Here is a 21539-nt window from a genome sequence, read left to right as displayed (position 1 = left end):
CATGCTCTCATGGACATGTCTCAAGATGCATTGAGACGGCGCATGTCCTTCAGGGCATGTCGGGGCACAGCAGCTCGATGCGCAGGCCGGCCAGCGGGTGGCGGACCAGTCCGCCGAGCCAGCGCTGGTGGAGGTACCACGCGCTCGGTTGATCGATCGGTCGCACGGGCATCTGCTCGCCGAGCAGCGCCTGGAGGCGGCGGGCTGCGTCGTCGCGGGTCGGGCCGGGGGGCAGGGCGGCGAAGGCGGCGTAGGCGGCGTCGTAGCCCGGGTCGCAGAAGCCGGCCAGGTTGTCGGGGGCCTGGCAGGTCAGCGACGACAAGAAATTGCTCGGGTCGAGGTAGTCGGCGTCGAAGCGGAGGCCGAACAGGTGGGCCGAGGCGCGCAGGCCCGGGTCGAACAGGAAATTGTCGCGCGGGGTGAAGCGGAGGTCGACGCCGAGCGGGCGCAGGAACTCGCGCAGGAGCGCGGCCTCTTGCCGCTCGGGCTCGCTGGGGCCGCCCCAGTAGTTCAAGACAAATGTCCTGTGGGACAGGCCGGCGTCGGCGAGGATCTGCAGCGCGCCGGCGAGGTCGGGCCGGGCCGGTGCGTCCGCGAGATCGACGCGCGGCGAGACCTCGCGCGGCAGCACGCTGGCGCTAGCCTCGGCCCACGCGTCGTTGCGCACGACCTCGAGGTAGCGCGGGACATCGAACGCGCGGGCGATCGCGCGGCGCAGGGCCAGGTTCTCGCGCGCGCGGGCCGGGTCGGGGTGATGCCCGATCTCCGGGCTCGCCATGTTGAAGTAGAGGAGGTCGATCGCGGCGACCGGGAATTTTTCGAGACCTGTCCCGGAGGGCAGGGCCCCGGGGACAGGTCGCCCGAGCGCCACCACCTCGGCGAACTGCGCCTGGCCGGGCACGATCGCCGCCAGCTCGCCGGCCTGGAAGGCGCGCAGGGCCGGCTCGCCGTGCTGGAAGTGGGTCAGCACCACGCGCGCGGCCGCGGGTGCCTGCGTGCACGGCAGCGGCGGCCGCCCGGGCGGCTGCGGGTACGGGCGCGGCGCGTCGGTGGCCACGAGCACGGCGGTGCGTGGGAACTCGCTGGCGGCGTGGTCGAGGCGATAGGGCCCGCTGCCCACCGGATGGCGGGCGAACCGCGGGCGCTCGGGCGCCGAGCCGTCGTAGTGATCGACGCACTCGGGCGGGACGATCGCCAGCGCGGGGTGGGCGAGGATCGCCGCGAACTCCGGCTGCGGGCGCGTGAGCCGGAGAGTGACGGTGCCGGCCGCGTCGTCGGCGGTGATCGGCGCGCGCTCGTCGGGCGTGCGATGCCAGGCGTCGAGGCCGGCGATCCGGCCGGCCAGCAGCGACCACGCGGCGTGCTTGTCCGGGCGGATGCGCAGCAGCGAGGCCGCGACGTCGCCGGCGCGGACGGGACGCGCCTGGTCTTTGAGACAGGTGTCGCGCTGGAACCGCGGACCCTCCCGCAAGCGCAACGAATAAGTGAGACCGTCGGGGCTGATCTCGGGCAGGTCGGCGAGCAGCTCGGGCACGAGGCGCGGGGGATCGGCGTGTGGATCCCAGTCGAGCAACGTGTCGAAGATCTGTGAGGTCAAGCGACGGCTGACGGCGTCGCCCGCGTCGGCTGGATCCAGCGAGTGGAACGCGGTCTCCAGGGCGAGGTGGACGGTGCGTTCGCCCGCGGCTGGCCGGGTGGATCCCGCTGCGCCGTCCCCGCTGTCGACCTCGGTGTGACGAGAGCATGCGAGCGTCGCGAGGGCGAGGCACGCGAGCGCGGCGCGAGGCGTGGTAAGCCTTCGGCCATGGCAGCCGACGGCAGCATCCCTGGCGGGGGCGCGGACTTCGCCCACTTGCACCTGCACTCGCAGTACAGCCTGCTCGACGGCGCGATCCGGACCAAGGATCTCTGCAAGATCGTCAAGCAGCGGGGCATGAACGCCGTCGCCGTGACCGACCACGGCAACATGTTCGGCGCGCTGCAGTTCTACCAGGAGGCCAAGGCCGCCGGCGTCAAGCCGATCTTCGGCTGCGAGGCGTACGTGTCCGACGGCGACATGCACGCCAAGACCGACCGGAAGAACTACCACCTGGTGCTCCTGGCCCGCGACGAGGTCGGGTTCAAGAACCTGCAGTTCTTGGTCTCGAAGGGCCACCTCGAGGGATTTTACTACAACCCGCGGATCGACCGGAAGATCCTGCGGGAGCACAGCGCGGGGCTCATCGGGCTCTCGGCGTGCCTCGGCGGCCACATCTCGCGCCTCATCAACGGCGGCGACATGGACGCGGCGCGCCAGACGGTGCTCGAGTACAAGTCGATCTTCGAGCCGGGCTCGTACTACCTCGAGCTGCAGCCGAACGGCATGGCCGACCAGGAGCGGGTCAACGCGGCGCTGGCCCAGCTGTCGATCGACTGCGGCGTGCCGCTGGTGGCCACCAACGACTGTCACTACGTCAACCAGGACGAGGCCCACGCGCACGAGGTGCTGATGTGCATGGGCCAGGGGCGCACGCTCGACGACCCCAAGCGGATGAAGCACGAGTGCGACGCGTTCTACATCAAGACGCCCGACCAGATGCTGAGCTACTTCGGGTCGAACTACCCGAGCGCGTTCGAGAACGCCGGCGAGATCGCCCGCCGCTGCAACGTCGAGCTCAAGCTCGGCAAGCCCGAGCTGCCGGACTTCAAGCTGCCCGATGGGACAGAAGAGGACCTGCCCGGCTACCTGCGCAAGGTGGCCCACAAGGGCCTCGAGGAGCGGTTCGGCGAGCTGCAGCGGCGCGGGCAGGTGTTCGACCCCGACATGTACCGCCAGCGCCTCGACTACGAGCTCGGGGTCATCACGCAGATGAAGTTCCCCGGCTACTTCTTGATCGTGTGGGACTTCATCGCCCACGCCAAGAAGATCGGCGTGCCGGTCGGCCCGGGCCGCGGCTCGGGCGCGGGCAGCCTGGTGGCCTACGCGCTGCGCATCACCGACCTCGACCCGATCCAGTACAGCCTGCTGTTCGAGCGCTTCCTCAACCCGGAGCGCGTCAGCATGCCCGACTTCGACATCGATTTCTGCATGGACCGGCGCGAGGAGGTGATCCGCTACGTCACCGAGCGCTACGGCGCGGGGCGGGTCGGCCAGATCGCCACGTTCCACAGCCTCAAGGCCCGCGGCCTCGTGCGCGACGTGTGCCGGGTGATGGGCCTGCAGCCGTCGGAGGCCAACGAGATCGCCAAGCACGTGCCCGAGGGCCCGAAGGTGACGCTGTCGATGGCGATGACCGACCCCGAGCCGCTCAAGTCCAAGGCCAAGGAGAGCCCGGAGGCGGCGGCCAAGCTGTCGGACGCGATCATGATCGCCGAGGCGGCCAGCAAGCTGCGCCTGCGCGCCCGCGAGGACGGCCGCGTCGCCGAGGTGCTGAAGATCGGCCAGGCGCTCGAGGGCCTGAACCGCCACGCGGGCATGCACGCGGCCGGCATCGTCATCGGCAACCGCGACCTGTGGGAGCACGTGCCGTGCTTCCAGGCCGACGGCAAGATCGTCACCCAGTTCACGATGACCGACGTCGAGCTGGCCGGCCTGGTCAAGTTCGACTTCCTCGGCCTCAAGACGCTGACGGTGCTCGACACCGCGGTGCGCCTCGTCAACGAGCACCGGCCCAAGGACGACCCGTTCGACCTCGGCGCGATCCCCATGGACGACGCCGGCGTCTTCGAGATGATCAGCCGCGGCGACACCACCGGCGTGTTCCAGCTCGAATCCTCGGGCTTCAAGGACCTGCTGAAGAAGCTGCGCCCCGACTGCTTCGGCGACATCGTCGCCGCGGTGGCGCTGTACCGCCCGGGCCCGCTCGAGGGCGGCATGGTCGACCAGTTCATCGAGTGCAAGCACGGCCGGCGCGCCATCGAGTACCCGCACGAGCTGCTGACCGAGGTCCTCAAGGAGACCTACGGCGTGTTCGTGTACCAGGAGCAGGTCATGCAGGCGGCGCAGGTGCTGGCCGGCTTCTCGCTCGGGGCGGCCGACATGATGCGCCGCGCGATGGGCAAGAAGAAGAAGTCGGAGATGGACAAGCAGCGGGCCTTGTTCGTCGAGGGCTGCGCCACGTCGTCGAACATCCCCAACGCCAAGGCCGAGGAGATCTTCGACCTCATCGACAAGTTCGCCGGCTACGGCTTCAACAAGTCGCACTCGGCGGCCTACGGCCTCATCACCTATCAGACCGGCTACCTCAAGCACCACTTCCCGGCCTCGTTCATGGCGGCGCTGATGACCTGCGACAAGTCGAACAACGACAACGTCGTCAAGTTCATCGCCGAGGCGCGCGCGATGGGCCTCGTGGTGCTGGCCCCCGACATCAACGAGTCGGGCCGCGACTTCTCGGTGGTCCGCCGCAAGCGCGAGGGTGAGGGCTTCGACGAGCAGATCCGCTTCGGCCTGGCCGGCATCCGCGGCGTCGGCGAGAACGCGGTCGACGCGATCCTGGCCGCGCGCTCGGTCGACGGCGCGTTCACGTCGCTGTTCGAGGTGTGCCGCCGCGTCGACCTCAAGAAGGTCAACAAGCGCACGCAAGAAGGCCTGGTGTGCGCCGGGGCGCTCGACGCGATCAGCGGCAAGCGCGGCCGGGCGTGCCTGCACGCGGCGATCGAGCGGGCGATCGAGCAGGGCCAGGGCGCCTCGCGCGACCGCGACTCGGGCCAGTTCGGGCTGTTCGACGCGATCGCCGACTCGGCGCCAGTCTACACCGAGGAGTATCCGGAGGTCGAGCCGTGGGAGCCGCGCGAGGAGCTGCTCAAGGAGCGCGAGGCGCTCGGCTTCTACCTGACGGGCCACCCGCTCGACCGCTACCAGCAGGACGTCGACAAGCACGCGACCTGTCGCACGGGACAGATCGAGCCCAAGCACAACGGCCAGGAGGTCACGATCGCCGGGGTGATCTGCGACCTGCGCGAGGTCCAGACCCGCAGCGGCAAGGGGGCGATGGGCTTCTTCCAGCTCGAGGACCAGTTCGGCCGCGTCGAGTCGGTGGTGTTCCCCAAGACCTACGCCCGCAGCGACGAGGCGACCGGCCTGTCGCTCGGCGAGCGGCTGGCGCAGATCGGCAGCGAGCCGGTGTTCGTGACCGGCAAGTGCGAGGTCGAGACCGGCGACGACGGCGAGGCGAGCAAGTTCAAGATCCTGGTCGAGTCGGTGCAGGAGGTCCGCACGCTGCGCGAGCAGTCGACCCGCAAGGTCCTGCTCAAGGTCCAGCTCGAGCAGCTGACGCCCGAGCGGATCCTCCGTCTCAAGCAGATCGTGGCCGACAACGCCGGCGCCTGCTCGATGGAGCTCGAGGTGGTGTCCGACCGCTACGCCGGGCAGGTGGTGTTCGGCGACAAGTTCGGGGTCAGGGCCGACGACAAGCTGATGTCGGCGCTCGAGCGGCTGTTCGGCGCCAAGGTGGCCCGGCTGGTCTAGCGGAGCGCGGCGAGGGTGCTTGAGGACCTGGTCTTCGGGCCAGGTTCTTGCGTGGCCGCACGACTCGCAGCGGACGCGGCGGCCCGAGCCGCGGCGCAGAATCACGCGTACGCGTTCGCGGGCGTGCGGGCGCGAGACCACTTGGGGCCGCGCGGCGAAGCCGGTTATGCTCGTCGGCCCGCATGCCCGGCCCCCCCGAGGACGACAAGACCCGCGTGGAGGCGGCGCCGCGCGACGAGGGCGACGGCCTCCCGCGCCGGATCGGCCGCTTCCACGTGCTCGGCAGCCTCGGCGCCGGGGCGCAGGGCCGCGTGCTGCTCGGCTACGACGCCGACCTCAACCGCCGCGTGGCGATCAAGCTGCTGCGCGGCAGCGGCGGGGCCGACGAGCGCGACCGCATGCGCCGCGAGGCCCAGGCGCTGGCGCTGCTGTCACACCCCAACGTGGTCCAGGTGTTCGAGGTCGGCGAGTACGCCAACACGCTCTACCTGGCGATGGAGTACGTGTCGGGCTCGACGCTGCACGCGTGGGTCAAGCTGCACGGGCCGCGGGAGATCCTCGGCGCGTACTTGCAGGCCGGGCGCGGGCTGGCGGCGGCCCACAGCGCGGGCCTGGTCCACCGCGACTTCAAGCCGCTCAACGCGATGGTCGGCAAGGACGGCCGCGTGCGGGTGATGGACTTCGGGCTGGCGCGCGGCGAGCTGGCGACGCGCAGCCCGGAGGAGAACACGGTGATGCGGGCGCCGACGGCGGTGCTGTGGAGCGGAGTGACGGAGGCGGGCTCGCTGATGGGCACGCCGGCCTACATGGCGCCCGAGCACTGGAACGGCGCGGTCGTCGACGCGCGCACCGATCAGTTCGCGTTCTGCGTGTCGCTGTGGGAGGGGCTGTACGGCGAGCGGCCGTACGCGGGCAAGACGACGGAGGACTTTCGCGCGGCGATCCTCGGCAACAAGCGGCGCGAGCCGCCGGCGGGGGCGAAGGTGCCGTCGTGGCTGCGGCAGGCGATCGAGCGCGGGATGCAGAGCGAGCCGGCGCAGCGGTGGCCGTCGATGGCGGCGCTGCTGGCCGAGCTCGAGAGCGGGACGCCGCGGCGACGGCGAAGGTTCGCGGCGGCGGCGGTGCTCGGGCTCGGGGCCGTGATCGCCGGCGAGGTCGGGTACACGCAGGTGCAGGGCCGCTGGCAGGCCGAGGCGTGCTGGGACGGCGGGCAGGAGCTGGTGACGCAGTGGGCGGCGGCGCGGCCGGGCGTGGAGGCGGCGTTCATCGCCGCGGCGCCGGCGCTCGGCGAGCGCACGTTCCGGCGCGCGTCGGCGATCGTCGAGGTGTTCACCGCGTCGTGGGCGGACGCCAAGTCGCGGCTGTGCATGATGCCCCGCATCGATCCGCGCTGGTCGAGCGACCTGGTCGGCCGCGCCGAGGAGTGCCTGCTCGACGCGCGCTGGGCGTTCGACGGCACGCTCGAGCGGTTCGCGGCGATCGACGCCGACGCGGTCCAGCACGCGGTCGCGGCGGTGAGCGACCTGCCGCCGCCGACGACCTGCCTCGACCTGTCGTATCTGGCCCGCCAGTCGCCGCCGCCCGCCGACGAGCAGGTGCGCGCCGAGGTGCTGCGCGTGCGCCAGGCGCTGCGGCAGGTGCGGACGCTCGGGGTGACCGGTCGCTTTCAGGAGGGGCTGGGGCAGAGCCGCGCGCTGATCCCCGAGGCTGACGCGGTCGGCTGGCGCCCGCTGGCGGCGCTGGCCCGCTTCCGCGCGGCGATGTTCGCCAGCGATGTCTCCGACCTCAAGCAGGCCGAGGCGTGGCTCGACGAGGCGATGGTGCTGGCGGCCGAGACCGGCCAGGACGCGCTGCTCACCGACATCGTCACCGGCATGGCCGACCTCGTCGGCGGTCGCATGGCTCGCCACGAGGAGGGCATCCGCTGGGCCAGGCTGGCGCAGGCGATGAACGTGGCCCAGGGCGAGGCGACCACGCTGCGCGGCACCTGGGCGCTCAACATCCTCGGGCTCATCTACCTCGACCGCGGCCGACTCGACGAGGCCGAGGAGGTGATGGAGCAGATCCTGACGATCGTCAGCGAGCAGCTCGGGGCCGACGCGCTCGAGATGGCCGGGCCGCTCAACAACCGCGGCAACCTGCACTACCGCCGCGACCGCCTCGAGGACGCGCGCGTGTGCTACCAGCGGGCGCTCGAGCTGTTCGAGCGGATCCTCGGGCCCGAGCACCCCGACGTCGCGCTGGCGCTCGGCAACCTGGCCCGCCTCGCGCTCGACCGCGGCGACCTCGACAAGGCCGAGCGCCTCGGCCTGCGCGCGCTGGCGATCCGCGAGCAGACCAATGGGGCCGAGAGCATCGAGGCGTCGCACGCCCAGCAAGACCTCGGCAACATCTACCGCAGCCGCGGCGAGTCGGCCAAGGCGCTGGAGCTGCTCGAGCGCGCGGCCGTCGGCGCGGCCAAGGCCCTCGGCGCGGAGCACCCGGAGGTCGGCTACGCGCTGCTGAGCCTCGGCGAGCTGCACCTGCAGCGCGGCGACCTCGACAAGGCGGCCCGCTTCTACACGCGCGCGCTCGGCATCTTCCAGACGTCCCGCGGGCCCGAGGACCTCGACGTGGCGCCGGCGCTGACCGGCCTCGGCGAGGTGGCGCTGGCCCGCAACCGCGTCGGCGAGGCGGCGCGTCAGTTCGAGCGCGCGCTCGAGCTGTACGCCGCCCACGAGCGCCCGCGCGACGCCGCGTGGGCCCGCTTCGCGCTGGCCCGCACCCGCTGGGCCCGCAAGGCGACCCAGGCCGAGGCGCGCGCGCTGGCCCGCGCGGCCGCGGAGGAGCTGACGGGGCTGGACGCGAGCGCCGACCGGGCCGAGATCGAGGCCTGGCTGCGCGGACATGGCGGATAGGTCATGCCCCCGGGGGCATGTCCGTCCGGACATGGCGAAATAGACATGTCCGAGAGGACATGTCTATTGAGACAGCGCGCTGCGGCGTGAGCCGGGCGGCGGGGCGCCTCGCGGCTACAGCCGCGGCGGGGCGTGGCCGAGGCTGAAGTGGGGGATCTCGACGTGGGCCATCTGCTCGATCAGGCCGCCGATGTCGGGCGCCGCCAGCATCAGCGGGCGGTGGCTGTCACGGACGAAGCCCTGGGCGGCGCCGTGGTCGAGGAAGGCCAGCAGGTGGTCGTAGTAGCCGCCGACGTTGACGAGGCCGACCGGCTTGCGGTGGTAGCCGAGCTGCATCCACGTGATCGCCTCGAACAGCTCCTCGAGCGTGCCGAAGCCGCCGGGCAGGGCGATGAAGGCGTCGCTGAGCTGGGCCATCATCATCTTGCGGGCGTGCATGCTGTCGACCACGAACAGCTCGGTGAGGCCGCCGTGGCCGACCTCGACGTCCCACAGCTTCTGCGGGATGACGCCGAACACCTGGCCGCCAGCGCGCAGGGCCGCGTCAGCGACTTCGCCCATGAGGCCGATCTTGCCGCCGCCGTAGACGACGCCGATCCCGCTGCGGGCCAGGTGCTCGCCGACGCCGCGGGCGACCTCGGCGAAGCCGGGCTCGAGACCCCTGTTCGAGCCGCAGAAGATGCAGATCCGGCGGAAGGTTCGCGTCGTGCTCATGAGCGCTCGCGGGCTTCTTACCACGGGACCGGGCGTTCGCTGGTATCGTGCGGTCATGCGTCGTCCCCGCCCGACGGAGGAGTCCCGCGCCCGCGCTGCCCGGATCTCACAGGCCCTGGCCGACCTGCTGCCCGACGAGCCCGCTCGCCCGCCGGAGTACCGCGATCCGGGCGCCCGGACGCCCCGCGGCGGCGATTGCCCGGGCTGCGGCGAGCCGCTGCACGCGACCGCCGTCCGCCACGGGATCGAGTTCGACACCTGCGCGGGCTGTGGCGGGATCTGGCTCGACGCCGGCGAGCTCGAGGTGCTGACCTCCGGCCTCGACCCCAGCCCCGGGACCGGGGCCATGCACGAGGCCGACCTGCGCGCCCGCGTGCCCGCGCCGGCGACCCGCGAGTCCGATGTCCGCTACCGCGAGTGCCCGCGCTGCCGCGAGGTGATGAACCGCCGCAACTTCGGCTCGATCAGCGGGGTGATCGTCGACGAGTGCCGCCACCACGGGCTGTTCCTCGACGCCGGCGAGCTCGAGGAGGTGGAGGCGTTCCTGCGGGCCGGCGGGCGGGCGATCGGCGAGGCGGCCCGCGCCCGCGCGGCCGCCCGCAGCGTGCCACCGCCGCCGCCCCAGCTCGAGACCGGCCGGCCGGTGAAGCAGGAGATCGTGGCCGAGTCGATGGTCGACGCGCTGTGGAGCCTGCTGTTCCGCTGAGGCGTCGCTGAACTTTAGGGCATGTCGTCGTGGACATGCCCGAAAGGGCATGCTCGAACGGGCATGTCCATTCGGACGGATCTGGCAGACGTCGGGCCTCGTCGCCGCGAGGCTCCGCTGGCCGCTCGCGCCTCACGCGGTGCGGGCGACGCCGAGCTTTTTCATCCGGCTCTGCAGCGTCGAGGGCGGGACCCCGAGCAGCTCGGCGGCGCCGCCGGGGCCGTAGATCCGCCCGCGCGTGTGGGTCAGGACCCGCTGGATCTGCAGGGCCGTCACCTCCTCGAGCGTGGCGATCCGGCCGTCGTGCTGCATCGGCGTGGCCGACGGCGGGGCCGTGAGCGCGGGCTCGACGGGACCTGGCGCATGGGACATGTCGCCGAGCTCGAACGCCTCCGGGCCGAGCACGTCGCCGGTGGTGACGATGGTGGCGCGCTCGAGCACGTTGCTGAGCTCGCGCAGGTTGCCCGGCCAGGCGTGGGCGCGCAGGCGGGTCAGGCCGTCCTCGCTGATCCGCATGCCGCGGCGGCCGGTCCGCTGGCTCTGTTCGGCGAGCATCGCGGCGGACAGCAGCGGCAGGTCCTCGAGGCGCTGGCGCAGCGGCGGCAGGCGCAGCGGGAACACGGCCAGGCGATAGTAAAGATCCTCGCGCAGGCGGCCGCCGGCGATCGCCTTCTCGAGGTCGACGTGGGTGGCGGCGAGCAGGCGGACGTCGACCTTGACGCTCTTGTCGCTGCCGACCGGCTCGACCACGCCCTCCTGCACGACGCGCAGCAGCTTGGCCTGCAGCTCGATCGGCAGCTCGCCGATCTCGTCGAGCAGCAGCGTGCCGCCGCTGGCCAGCTGGAACCGGCCGAGGCGGTCGCGCGTGGCCCCGGTGAAGGCGCCGCGGGTGTGGCCGAACAACTCGCTCTCGAGCAACGAGGCGGGGATCGCCGCGCAGTTGATAGCGACGAAGGGCCGGTCGGCGCGGGCGCTCCAGCGGTGCAGGGCGCGGGCGAGCCGCTCCTTGCCGGTGCCGGTCTCGCCGAGGATCAGCACCGGCGTGTCGGTGGCGGCGACCTGGCGGGCGCGCGCCGCCACGGCCCGCACGGCCGGGCTGGCGCTGCGCTCGAGCACCCCGTAGCCGGCGGCGACCTCGTCCTGCTCGCGGGCCCGCTCGAGCTCGGCCTCGCGCAGGGTCTCGAGCACGACCCGGCGCTCGGCGTTGTCGAGCGCGAGGCCGAGGATCTGCCCGTAGGTCTCGACCTGGTCGACCACGGCCTGCGGATAGCGCTCGCAGTGGGTGCGGTCGAGGGTGAGCACGCCGAGCGAGCGGCCGGCGGCGTGCAGCGGCACGACCATGCAGGCGTGGCCGGGCGAGAGGTCCAGGACGCCGTCGAAGGGATCGCCGTCGCCGTGGCGGTGATCGTCCTCGGTGAAGGCGCGGGCGCGGCGCGTCTCGAGCGCCTCGCGCAGGGTCGGGAAGCGCGCCAGGTCGATGCGGTGGCCGCGGACCTGGCTGGCCAGGTTGCCGCGGGCGGCGCGGACGACCAGGCCGCCGTCGTCGAGGGTGAACACGGCGGCGAGGTCGTAGGGCGCGATCCGAGCCACCCAGTCGAGGCCGCGGCGCAGGAGATCGTCGGTGTCCATGGCCCCAGTCTGGATCGCCGGGCACCGAAATGCCAGTGTTTCGGTACCGATGGGACGGTGGACCACGACCGGTCGGGGTCGGCCGGCCCCGAGCAAACGGACAAGTGTCTGATTTCGTTGACTCTGTCGTATGGTCCGGCGCCTGCTATTGCACCCATGTCCGCGAGCGTTGCCGCTCGCCCAAGGAAGAGAGACCAGACCATGTTGACCGTAGGCGATCAGTTCCCCCAGTTTGCCCTCCAGGCCGTCGTCAGCCGCGACAAGGGCAAAGAGTTCACCGAGATCAACGACAAGAGCTACACCGGCAAGTGGCGGGTGTTCTTCTTCTGGCCGATGGACTTCACGTTCATCTGCCCGACCGAGATCGCCGAGTTCGGCCGTCGCAGCGGCGACTTCTCCGACCGCGACGCGCAGGTCCTCGGCGTCAGCACCGACACCCACTTCGTCCACCTGGCGTGGCGTAACAACCACGACGACCTGCGCGATCTGAAGATCCCGATGGTCGCCGACACCAAGCGCGAGCTGTCGCAGGCGCTCGGCATCCTGCACAAGGACGGCGTGCCGCTGCGCGCGACCTTCATCGTCGACCCCCAGGGCACCATCCGCTGGGTCTCGGTCAACGACCTGTCGGTCGGCCGCAACGTCGGCGAGGTGCTGCGCGTGCTCGACGGTCTGCAGACCGACGAGCTGTGCCCGTGCAACTGGCAGAAGGGCGAGGCGACCCTCAACCCGTAAGCACGGGCAGCGGATAGGGTCGCGAAGGAAGGAGGACACCATGGCCAACACCATCGAATCACTGCGAGAGTCGCTCCCCGAGGCCGCCAGGGACCTCAAGGTGAACCTGCAGAACGTCCTGCAGGAGTCGTCGCTGACCGCGGCGCAGCGCTGGGGGATCGCGGTGGCCTGCGCCATCGCTTCCCGCAACGCGACCCTGACCCAGGTGCTCATCGACGCCGCGCGCGAGCAAGTCGACGCGGCGACCGTCGAGGACGCCCGCGCCGCGGCGGCGCTGATGGCGATGAACAACGTGTACTACCGGTTCAAGCACATGGTCGGCAGCGAGGACTACGACAAGCTACCGGCCCGCCTGCGCATGACCCGGATCGCCAAGCCGCACAGCTCGAAGCTCGACTTTGAGCTGTTCTGCCTGGCCGTCAGCGCCGTCTTCGGCTGCGAGCGGTGCGTCGTCTCCCACGAGAAGACGATCCGCGAGGCCGGCGGCACGGCGGAGCAGATCCACGACGCGGTGCGCACCGCGGCGGTGGTCCACGGCGTCGCCGTCAGCCTCGAGCTCGGCGTCTGAACATCGTTCGTTCGGCGCCCCGGGCGCCGAGCAGGCGGGCGGCGCGGGGGTGGCGATTTCGCCCCACCGCGCCGCCCGCCTGTCTTTTGTGCTCCACCCGCACTAGCGGCTAAGGTGCGCGCCGCGACCTGCATCGGACCCGCCGCCCCGGCCCCCGCGAGGACGGCTGACGAGACGGGACCAGGTGGTGTAGGTTGCATAACCTAGCCCAACCCCGCCGCGCTCCCCCACGTGTCCAACGAGGATCAAAACACCGGCAATCGGCCTCACGCCGGGATGACGGGCATCACGCCGACGTCGACCTCGCAGTACGAGGGCTACCAGGGCACGGAGCTGCCGCCCGGCACGGTGGTGACGGGCACGAGCCAGTTCGAGATCGTGCAGCGCCTCGGCGAGGGCGGCATGAGCAAGGTCTACAAGGCGTTCGACCGCCTGATGAACCGCTACATCGCCCTCAAGGTGATGAAGAACGACGTGCCCGAGTGGGCGCATCGCCACTTCCGCCGCGAGGCCCGCATGTGCGCGAGCTTCATGCACCACAACCTCGTGCACGTCAGCCAGGTCGGCACGGCCGAGGAGTTCGACGTGCTGTGGTTCGCGATGGAGTACCTGCGCGGCAAGGACGTCAGCTGGTTCATCGAGAGCGGCACGCCGATGGGCATCCCGGTGATCCTCGAGATCTTCTCGCAGATCCTCGACGCGCTGCGCTACGTCCACCTGCGGCGGATCGTGCACTGCGACATCAAGCCGGCCAACGTGTTCGTCACCCGCGACTCGCACGACCCGCTGCTGCGCGTGGTCAAGCTGCTCGACTTCGGCGTCGCGCGCGACCTGTCCGACCTGTCGTCGCACAACACGCACCACATCATGGGCGACCCCCGCTACATCGCCCCCGAGCAGACGATCCCCGGCAACTACATCGACCACCGCGCCGACCTCTACGCGCTCGGCATGACGTTCTTCGAGCTGGTCACCGGCGGCCGCCACCCGTTCGAAGACCTGTTCGACGCCCACCCGCGCGCGCTGCTGCAGGCCCACCGCGAGCGCGAGCCGCTGCCGGTCAGCCACTTCATCTCCGACAGCGTGCCGGCCGCGAAGGCGCGGGCGATGGACGCGTTCTTCGCCAAGGCGTGCGGCAAGCAGGTCCACCACCGCTTCGCCGACGCGCTGCAGATGAAGGAAGCGCTGCTCGAGCTGGCGAAGATGAGCTGAAGGACATGTCCCGGCGGACAGCCGGGGATGGCGGAAGAGACATGTCCGTGAAGACAGCCCTGTTGCCGGCCGACGACCCGGCGGCGATCGCCCGCGCGGCCGAGGTGCTGCGCCGCGGCGGGCTGGTGGCGTTCCCGACCGAGACGGTCTACGGCCTCGGCGCTGACGCGCTCGACGCGGCGGCGGTGGGGCGGATCTTCGCGGCCAAGGGGCGGCCGGCCGACAACCCGCTGATCGTGCACGTGGCGGCCCCGGAGCAGGCGCGAGCGCTGGCGCGATCGGTGCCGCCGGCGGCCGAGCGGCTGATGTCTTTATGGCCAGGTCCGCTGACGCTGGTGCTGCCGCGCGCCGCCGTCGTGCCCGACGCGACCACCGCCGGGCAAGACACCGTGGCCGTGCGGATCCCCGGCCACCCGGCCGCGCTGGCCCTGCTGCGCGCGTGCGGGCGGCCGCTGGCGGCGCCGTCGGCCAACCGCTCGGGCCGGCCGAGCCCGACGACCGCCGGGCACGTGCTCGCCGACCTCGACGGGGTGGTCGAGGTGATCCTCGACGGGGGGCCGTGCGCGGTCGGGCTCGAGTCGACGGTGGTCGACGCGACGCGGCCGGTGCCGATGGTGCTGCGCATGGGCGGGCTGCCGCTCGAGGCGCTGCGGGCGGCCGTCGGCGAGGTCGATGTGCTCTCGGGACAGGACCCGGAGGCCATGTCCCGATCGCCAGGTCTGCGCCACCGTCACTATGCGCCGCGGGCCCGGGTGGTGCTGGTGGCGCCCGGCGAGGCGGCGGCGCTGGGCGGCCCCGCGGTGGCGGTGATGAGCCAGCGGCCGCGGCCGCCCGGGTTCGTCGGTCGCTGGCAGGTGATGCCGGCGGAGCTCGAGGGCTATGCGCACGCGCTGTTCGCCGCGCTGCGCGAGCTCGACGCGCCAGAGGTCGAGACGATCGTGGTCGAGACGGTGCCCGAGGTCGGGCTCGGGCGGGCGATCGCGGATCGGCTGCGCCGCGCGGCGCAGGGCTGAGCGGCGGCGCAGCGGTTCGCGCCGTGGCGATGGCTCGCGGCGCGAGCTCGCGCGGCAGAGGCGAGGCTTGGCGCGGTATGCTCGACGCGTGGCTCGTCGCGGCGAACGACAGGCGCCGGGGCGCCGGCTGAAGGCGACCGACTACGGGCGGTCGGAGGGGTGGGACGTCGTGCTCGACGACCGCGTGGTCGCGTACTTGAGCGAGCCGCGGTTCGAGGACATGTTCTGGATCAGCTACCGCGTCACGCCGCTCACCGACGAGCCGGAGCTGGCGGCGCGGCTGTCGGAGCCCGAGTTCTGGCGCTCCGCGGAGCCGGACGGGTTCGGGTATCGCAGCCGGGCGCTGGGGCTGTTCGCCCCGCTGGCGCGGCCTTCGATCGGCGAGCACGAGCCGGGCCGGGTGACGATGCGCGGGCTCTACATCACGCCCGAGATGCTGGCTCGGAGCGGCCAGCCCTCGCCGGCGGACACGCTGGAGGAGCCGATGGCGAGCTGGTGGGTCCGCGCGTGGCGGTGGCTGCGACGGCTGGTGCGCGGCGGCGGATGATGAATCATGGGACATGTCGTGAAGGACATGTCTTAAAGTTATTTCGTCGAGGACACGGAGAAAGCTCGGGTCGAGGGCGCGCGGCGAGGGGCGGAAGTACGCCGTAGCCCGGGCGCGACATGTCTCGAGAGACATGTCGCGCAGAGGCCACGCGCGCCGGCGCGAGTGCGGGTTTCACGCTTGTCGGTAAGCGGCGTTTGGCGGGGACGGGCAGGGCTTGTGCGCGTGTTCGCGCGCTGCTACGGTGAAAGGCGATGCGGTCCGTCGTGCTCGTGCTCCTCGCCGTGCTCGCGCCCGGGTGCGTGGCGCCGGGGCTCAAGCTGTTCGACTGGGAGCGGCCCGACACCAGCTCCTCGACGGGCTCGAGCAGCGGCGACGCGGACACGGGGGTGATGACCTCGACGGGCGACGGCGAGGTGGGCACGGGCACGGAGAGCGGCGAGGCGACGTCCGACGGCGAGACGACGACGGGCACGACCGCGGGGCAGACGACGACGGGCACGAGCAGCGGGACGGCGGCGGTCTGCGGCGACGGGATCGTCGACGAGGGCGAGGAGTGCGACGACCCGGACGACGCGGGGTGCGACGCGGGCTGCCGGCGGGCGCGGGTGGTCTTCGTCACGAGCGAGAAGTTCCGGCCCGACGACATCGGCGGGCTCGAGTTCGCCGACGGCATCTGCCGCCAGCTGGCCGAGGCGGGCGGTCTGCCGTCGTTTGCGACGTACACGGCGTGGCTCAGCGATTCGACGGCAGCGGCGCGTGAGCGGGTGTTCGCGGGCGAGGGCCGCTACGTGCGGCCCGACGGGGCGCTGGTGGCGGTCAGCTTCGCCGCGCTGGTCGCAGGGCCGCTGCTGGCGCCGATCGACCGCGACGAACACGGGGCGCTGGTGTCCGGCGCGGGCGCGTGGACCGGGACGATGCCCGACGGCTCGGCGGTGCCGGGTGCGACGCACTGCGAGGACTGGACGTCGGCGACGCTCGCCGATCAGTCGGGCTACTTCGGCACGCCCGGGGCGACCGACTCGACCTGGACGTTCGACACAGTGGCGAACCCCACGACATGCCTCGAGTCGGCTCACCTCTACTGCTTCGAAGGCGCGTGATGGCATTGACGCGGATCCGTATCGCGGCTGTCTTTGCGGGCATGTCCTGGGGGACATATGGCTGTACGGGCGAGGACCCGGGCGCGCCGGCGACGACGGCGAGCGAGCCGGGCACGACGAGCGCGGCCCCGGCGACCACCAGCGAGATGCCGGACGGCACGGAGAGCACCGGCGAGGCGCCGACCACCACGGCGGACGATCCGGGCGGGACCACCAGCACCTCCACCGGCGAGGCCATGTCCTACTGCGGCGACGGGGCGATCGATGCCGGCGAGGCGTGCGACGACGGGCCCGCCAACGCCGACCATGGCGCGTGCACGCACCAGTGCGCCGCGGCGGTCTGCGGCGACGGCTTCGTGCGGGCAGGCGTGGAGGCGTGCGACCTCGGCGACGGCAACTCGAGCGAGTACGGCGGCTGCGACGGCTGCCAGCTGGCGGCCCACTGCGGGGACGGGGTCGTCGACGAGGGCTTCGAGGTGTGCGATCTGGGCGACCTCAACGGGACCGGCGTCGCCTCGGGCGAGGAGCCGCCGTGCCGGGCGGGCTGTACGTGGCAGGGGCGTCTGGCGTTCGTGACCAGCCAGGTCTACACGGGCGCGCTCGGGGGGCTCGACGGGGCCGACATCCGCTGTCGGGATCGGGCCAAGGCGGTCGGGCTGGCCAACGCCGACACGTTCCGCGCGTGGCTGTCGGACGGTTCGCAGTCGCCGTCGTCGCGGTTCGAGCAGATCGATCTGCAGCAGGTGCCCTACTTCCTCCGCAACGGGCGCGTGATCGCGGCGGACTTCGCCGAGCTGGTGGCGAGCGGGCCACGAACCGGGCTCTCGATCGACGAGACCGGGGCGATGGTGACCGAGGAGTTCGTGTGGACCAACACCACCGGCCTCGGGAACGTGCTGCACCCGCTCGACCACTGCGACAGCTGGACATCGGCTGCGGGCCGCTTTCAAGCCATGCGTGGGCTCAATGGATTGGCTGTCGAGATGGGGCCAGCGTGGGAGGCGTGGCGTGCCGAGCGGCAGTGGACGGTCGCGTTGTCCTCCAAGTGTAACTTCGCGCGGCGCCTCTACTGCTTCGAGGACGGCTACGTCGGCGAGGACTGATCGCGGCCACGCGGCCTGGGTCGATCGGGCCGCGCGTCGGGCTTCAGTCATCGCCGTCACATGACTTTTGGGCCATGTCCTCGGCGACCTGGTCTCCGGGACATATGAACTCCGGATCGGGCGCCAGCGAGGTCTTGGGGGCCTCGGCGCCGCGGCTGGGGCGGGGTTCGGCCGGGCGGGGTTGGCCGCTGCGCCAGACCTGCCAGTAGTGGCTGATCCGCGCGATGTAGCGGCGCGGGCGTTCGGCGTAGAGGCGGCGGCCGAGCGACCAGGCGCGGGCGCGCAGCTCGGCGCTGCGGGCGTCGGCGCGGGCAAGGACGGCGCGGCGGGCCTCGGCGTTGAGATCGCGGTGCTGGCCGAGGGCCATGCGCAAGACCTCGAGGTCGTGGTCTTCGCCGAGCGCGTCGGAGAGCTGCTCGATCGCCTCGGCCCAGGCCGCTTGCACGCCTTTCCAGACGTTCTGCAGCAGCAGGGTGTGGTACCAGAGGTCCTTGACGCGCTTGCGCCAGGCGTGGAACGCCTCCGGGCTCGGGTCGGCGAAGGCGTCGCGCATGGCCTGGCGGCCCTGGCGGTAGCTGGCCTTCAGGCCAGGTTCGAGCGCGTCGAAGCCCCGCGCCAGGGCGGGCCAGTCGGCGCTGCGCTGGCGGACGCGGGCGAGGTCGTCGGCGGCCGAGTCGAGCGCGTCCTCGCCGGCGACGGCCTGGTCGCGCACGGCGGCGAGGCGCTCGCGGACGACGGCCAGCGCGCCCTCGGACTCGGGGAAGAGGCCGGTGAACACGTCGGCGGCGACGGCCGCGTCACGGCGCTCGGCGAGGCGTCGGGCGGCGTCGCGGAGGTCGAGGTTGTCGCGGTGAAAGCCGGCGCCGAGGCCGTCGCGCAGCAGGCGAGCCAGGGCCCGGGTGCGCTTGATCGCCTTGCGGGCCGCGTGCACGCGGGTGTGCGTGTCGGGAGCGTCGGGGTGGGCCTCACGCAGGCGAGCGATCGCCTGGCCCAGCTCTTCGTCGACGATCCGCAGCGCGGCCTGATGGATGGACTCGCTGCGGGTGAGTCGGTAGGCCATGCCGCCACGATAGCGCGCAGGCCGGCGCCGATCCACGAAGCGGCGGGCTGTGAGAGGGTCGAAGGGACATGTCTTGAGGGACATGTGCTCGAACGCGCCGCTGCGGGCCGCTGGCCACAGTTGCGAGGAGGAGATGGGTGGGCGGGCGGAGCGCTCGCGGGCGCTCCGCGGCATGGCGTCGAGCTCGGTCGGCGAGCGCGGCGGATGCGGCGGCGAGCTCGAGCGTGGTGAGTTCGAAGTTTGCGGCGGGGTTCGGTTCGCGCCTCGGGCTCGCGGATGCACGGGGCGAGCTCCGCGGCGCGCGGACGGTGCAGCAGGTCGCGCTTCGGTTCGCGGTCGATGTTGCCGAGCGCGAGCATCCCCGCGAGTCTGCTGCGCGAGTCACTCGCGCTGGAAGCTCGCGGCTGCTCAGGGCGACGGAGCGGGAGCGGGAGCGGGCGTCGGCGCGGGCGCGGGCGCGTCGGGCGGGGCGCTCGGGGCCGGGCCGCCGTCCTGCGGGGGCGGGGCGCCGGGCGCCGGCAAGGGCTCGCCGGGGGGCTTGCCGGACTTGCCGGGGTCCTTCGGCGTGAGCGCCTCGCTCGGGCTCAGCTTGCCGTTCTTACGCGCGGCCCACATCTCCTCGCGCTGCTTGCGGGCGGCTTCGATCTGCTCGGGGGTGCGGCGGAGCATGCGGCGCGCGCCCTCGGCGATCTGCTCGAGGATGAACTTGGCCTGGTCCTTGGTGAAGTCGGCGCGCAGGTTGAGGGCCTTGTCGTCGCGGGCGACCTCGGTGGCGTCGTAGAAGCTGCGGACCATGAAGCGGGCGTAGAACGGGACCTTGGCGTCCATGAAGGCCGGGAGGTCCTCGGTCCACTGCCGCTCCATCTGGGCGGCCTCGACGGCGTCGAGGTACTCGGCCTTGATGATGAGCTCGGGCGTGGCGGCGGCCTCGGCCATGAGCTCGAGGTTGTTGGGGATCGGGAACGGGGGCTCGCCCTTGAGCTTGATGCTGGCGCGGAGGTCCTTGAGGACGAGCTGGAGGCCGGCCCGCGGCTCGCGGGCGGCGAAGCTCTTGAGCTTGGTGAGGTTGGCGACGAAGTTGCCGGCGGTGTTGCCCTTGGACTCGTCGGGGCCCTCGGTGATCGCGGGCAAGAACTCCTCGCGCACGTAGACGGCGACGTCTTCGTCGAGGAAGACGAACCACCGCGGGTCGTCGTCCTGGTCGGGGTTGGCGACCGGCCGCGGGTTGCCCATGGTCCGCCCGTCGCGGACCTCCCAGTCGATCTTGAGGCCCTCGGCCGCGGCGGCGCGCTCGAGGCCGGCCTGCACCTCGGCCTGCGACAGCCGATACTCGACGGCGAGGAAGGTCTGGGTCAGGTCGCGCAGGTTGGGGCTGGCGATGACGATGTAGTTGAAGTCCTTGAGGGCATGGAAGCCGCCGCCGGTGACGATGAAGTCGAAGTCGGGCAGCGGCGACATGATCTCGACGATCGCTTCGGCGAACGGCAAGCCCGAGACCTTCTTGGCCGCCAGCAACATGAAGAAGTTGCTGCTGCCAGGCCCGAGCTCGGCCACGCGCGAGGTCTTCTCGCCAAACTTGGGCTTGGGCTTGGGCGGCTCGGCTTCGGGCTTGGGCCCCTCGCCCTCGGGCGGCTTGTCAGGGCCCATCGGCGGCGGGGTGACCTCGGGCTCGGACTGCGGCTCGGGCGGGGGGGCGCCCTTGAGCTCCTGGTCGAGCTCGACGGTCTCGAACTGCGTGACCTCGAACTCGATCTCGGGCATCTCCAGCTTGATGTCGAGGCCGCACCCGCCGGGCACGAGCGGCGAGAGGTGCAGGGCCAGCGAGGCGAGGCTGGCGGCGAGGATGCGGCGCGTGGGGGTCACGAGCGGCGCGAGTGTACCATCGCAAGCCCGCACGCGCCCGCCCGAACCCGGGTCCGCGCCGCCCCGGGCCGCTCGGACCCCGAGATCGCCGGGTCCGCGGGCCAGCGTCTGCGGGCGCCGCTGCGCGCCGGCGGACCGCGGCGAGCGCGAGCCGAAGCTGGCACATCGGACATGCCCGTTCGGGCATGTTCAAAGGGGCATGTCAGTCTGGCACGGCCAGGACATCCGCGGCGCTCAGGGGGACGCAGGCACCACCGCGGCGAGGTCGCGCGTGGCGGCGCTCAGGAGCCGTAGTGCTCGACGAGCTCCTTGACGTGCTCGCGGAAGCGGCCCTCGTGCTGGCGGGCGAACTCCTTCCAGGTGCAGAAGGTGCGAGGGTCCTCGACGCGGTCGACGAACAGCATGCCGTCGAGGTGGTCGCACTCGTGCTGGAAGGTGCCGGCCGTGACGCCGCGGACGACCTTGTCGATCGGGTTGCCGAGGCGGTCGAGCGCCTCGACGCGGATCTCGACCGAGCGATAGACGATGCCGCGCAGGTCGGGGACCGACAGGCAACCCTCGTAGTTCTCGAACCGCGTGCCACACAGCGGGGTCAGCACGGGGTTGACGAGGACCGTCAGCGGGATGTTGGGCTTGTAGGGGTAGCGCGGGTTGTCCTTGACCTCGATGACGCACACGCGCACCGGCTCGTGGACCTGGTTGGCGGCGAGGCCGGCGCCCTGGGCGTCGCGCATGGTCTCGATCATCGAGTCGATGAACGCCTGAAACGCCGGGGTCAGCAGCTCCTCGCGGCTGACTTCGCGGGCCTTCTGGCGCAGCACGGGGTGCCCGATCTGGGCGACTTTGAGGATCGGCATCGGGCCCAGTGTAATGCAGCGGACATGCAGAGGCCCGGGGGGACCATGGCGGTCCGACCCGGGCCTCGATGCTCGCAGCCCGT

The 21539-nt window shown here is 72.0% G+C and carries 16 protein-coding genes; 10 read left to right on the top strand and 6 right to left on the bottom strand.

The genetic code is table 11. The annotated features are described in order from the left end of the window. Positions 1 to 49: 49 nt before the first annotated feature. Positions 50 to 1597, bottom strand: coding sequence for an ABC transporter substrate-binding protein (locus tag POL25_RS27165; RefSeq protein ID WP_272089121.1), 1548 nt, complete (start codon positions 1595 to 1597; stop codon positions 50 to 52). Positions 1598 to 1804: 207 nt separating this feature from the next. On the opposite strand from POL25_RS27165, the gene dnaE reads away from it, so the two are divergent. After that, positions 1805 to 5449 carry a DNA polymerase III subunit alpha gene (gene dnaE, locus POL25_RS27160; protein ID WP_272089120.1) on the top strand — a complete coding sequence of 1215 codons (3645 nt, stop codon included), beginning with the start codon at positions 1805 to 1807 and terminating at the stop codon, positions 5447 to 5449. 182 nt (positions 5450 to 5631) lie between these two features. Continuing rightward, complete coding sequence (locus POL25_RS27155; RefSeq protein WP_272089119.1) at positions 5632 to 8346, top strand: serine/threonine-protein kinase; 2715 nt, start codon at positions 5632 to 5634, stop codon at positions 8344 to 8346. 114 nt (positions 8347 to 8460) lie between these two features. Here POL25_RS27155 and POL25_RS27150 read toward each other — a convergent pair whose 3' ends face one another. Beyond that, positions 8461 to 9060: an LOG family protein gene (locus tag POL25_RS27150; RefSeq protein WP_272089118.1), complete on the bottom strand. Its 600-nt coding sequence runs from the start codon at positions 9058 to 9060 to the stop codon at positions 8461 to 8463. A 55-nt stretch (positions 9061 to 9115) separates the two neighbouring features. Between POL25_RS27150 and POL25_RS27145 the strand changes: the two genes are divergently transcribed. Beyond that, entirely contained in the window at positions 9116 to 9766 is a 651-nt protein-coding gene (locus tag POL25_RS27145; protein WP_272089117.1) for a zf-TFIIB domain-containing protein, read from the top strand. 132 nt (positions 9767 to 9898) lie between these two features. Here the strand turns inward: POL25_RS27145 and POL25_RS27140 are convergent, their stop codons facing one another. Next, on the bottom strand, positions 9899 to 11395 hold the full coding sequence (locus tag POL25_RS27140) for a sigma 54-interacting transcriptional regulator (RefSeq protein ID WP_272089116.1): 1497 nt from the start codon (positions 11393 to 11395) through the stop codon (positions 9899 to 9901). Positions 11396 to 11596: 201 nt separating this feature from the next. Here POL25_RS27140 and POL25_RS27135 point away from each other — a divergent pair, with 201 nt between their 5' ends. The 7 genes from POL25_RS27135 to POL25_RS27105 all read left to right on the top strand — a co-directional run bounded on the left by POL25_RS27135 (position 11597) and on the right by POL25_RS27105 (position 17676). Then, positions 11597 to 12130, top strand: a complete 534-nt coding sequence (locus POL25_RS27135) for a peroxiredoxin (RefSeq protein WP_272089115.1) — start codon at positions 11597 to 11599, stop codon at positions 12128 to 12130. Between the two features lie 40 nt (positions 12131 to 12170). Further along, entirely contained in the window at positions 12171 to 12698 is a 528-nt protein-coding gene (locus tag POL25_RS27130; RefSeq protein WP_272089114.1) for a carboxymuconolactone decarboxylase family protein, read from the top strand. A 231-nt stretch (positions 12699 to 12929) separates the two neighbouring features. Further along, positions 12930 to 13910, top strand: a complete 981-nt coding sequence (locus tag POL25_RS27125) for a serine/threonine protein kinase (protein WP_272089113.1) — start codon at positions 12930 to 12932, stop codon at positions 13908 to 13910. A 41-nt stretch (positions 13911 to 13951) separates the two neighbouring features. Next, positions 13952 to 14923 carry an L-threonylcarbamoyladenylate synthase gene (locus POL25_RS27120; RefSeq protein WP_272089112.1) on the top strand — a complete coding sequence of 324 codons (972 nt, stop codon included), beginning with the start codon at positions 13952 to 13954 and terminating at the stop codon, positions 14921 to 14923. An 88-nt stretch (positions 14924 to 15011) separates the two neighbouring features. Beyond that, a complete protein-coding gene (locus POL25_RS27115; RefSeq protein WP_272089111.1) occupies positions 15012 to 15470 on the top strand; it encodes a hypothetical protein in 459 nt (152 codons plus the stop codon). 254 nt (positions 15471 to 15724) lie between these two features. Next, entirely contained in the window at positions 15725 to 16573 is an 849-nt protein-coding gene (locus POL25_RS27110) for a hypothetical protein (protein ID WP_272089110.1), read from the top strand. A gap of 41 nt (positions 16574 to 16614) precedes the next feature. Continuing rightward, positions 16615 to 17676, top strand: coding sequence for a hypothetical protein (locus POL25_RS27105; protein WP_272089109.1), 1062 nt, complete (start codon positions 16615 to 16617; stop codon positions 17674 to 17676). A gap of 43 nt (positions 17677 to 17719) precedes the next feature. Here the strand turns inward: POL25_RS27105 and POL25_RS27100 are convergent, their stop codons facing one another. The 3 genes from POL25_RS27100 to def form a co-directional block, all read right to left on the bottom strand. Continuing rightward, the gene (locus POL25_RS27100; protein ID WP_272089108.1) at positions 17720 to 18736 is read right to left on the bottom strand and encodes a CHAD domain-containing protein; all 1017 of its coding nucleotides are present in this window, start codon (positions 18734 to 18736) and stop codon (positions 17720 to 17722) included. Positions 18737 to 19144: 408 nt separating this feature from the next. Beyond that, positions 19145 to 20599, bottom strand: a complete 1455-nt coding sequence (locus tag POL25_RS27095; RefSeq protein WP_272089107.1) for a hypothetical protein — start codon at positions 20597 to 20599, stop codon at positions 19145 to 19147. Between the two features lie 281 nt (positions 20600 to 20880). After that, complete coding sequence (gene def, locus POL25_RS27090) at positions 20881 to 21456, bottom strand: peptide deformylase (RefSeq protein ID WP_272089106.1); 576 nt, start codon at positions 21454 to 21456, stop codon at positions 20881 to 20883. Positions 21457 to 21539 lie beyond the last annotated feature (83 nt).

This window comes from Nannocystis bainbridge, from assembly GCF_028368995.1.
GTDB lineage: Bacteria > Myxococcota_A > Polyangia > Nannocystales > Nannocystaceae > Nannocystis > Nannocystis bainbridge.
Note: the sequence above shows the minus strand (reverse complement) of the source record. Positions and strands in the feature narration are given on the sequence as shown.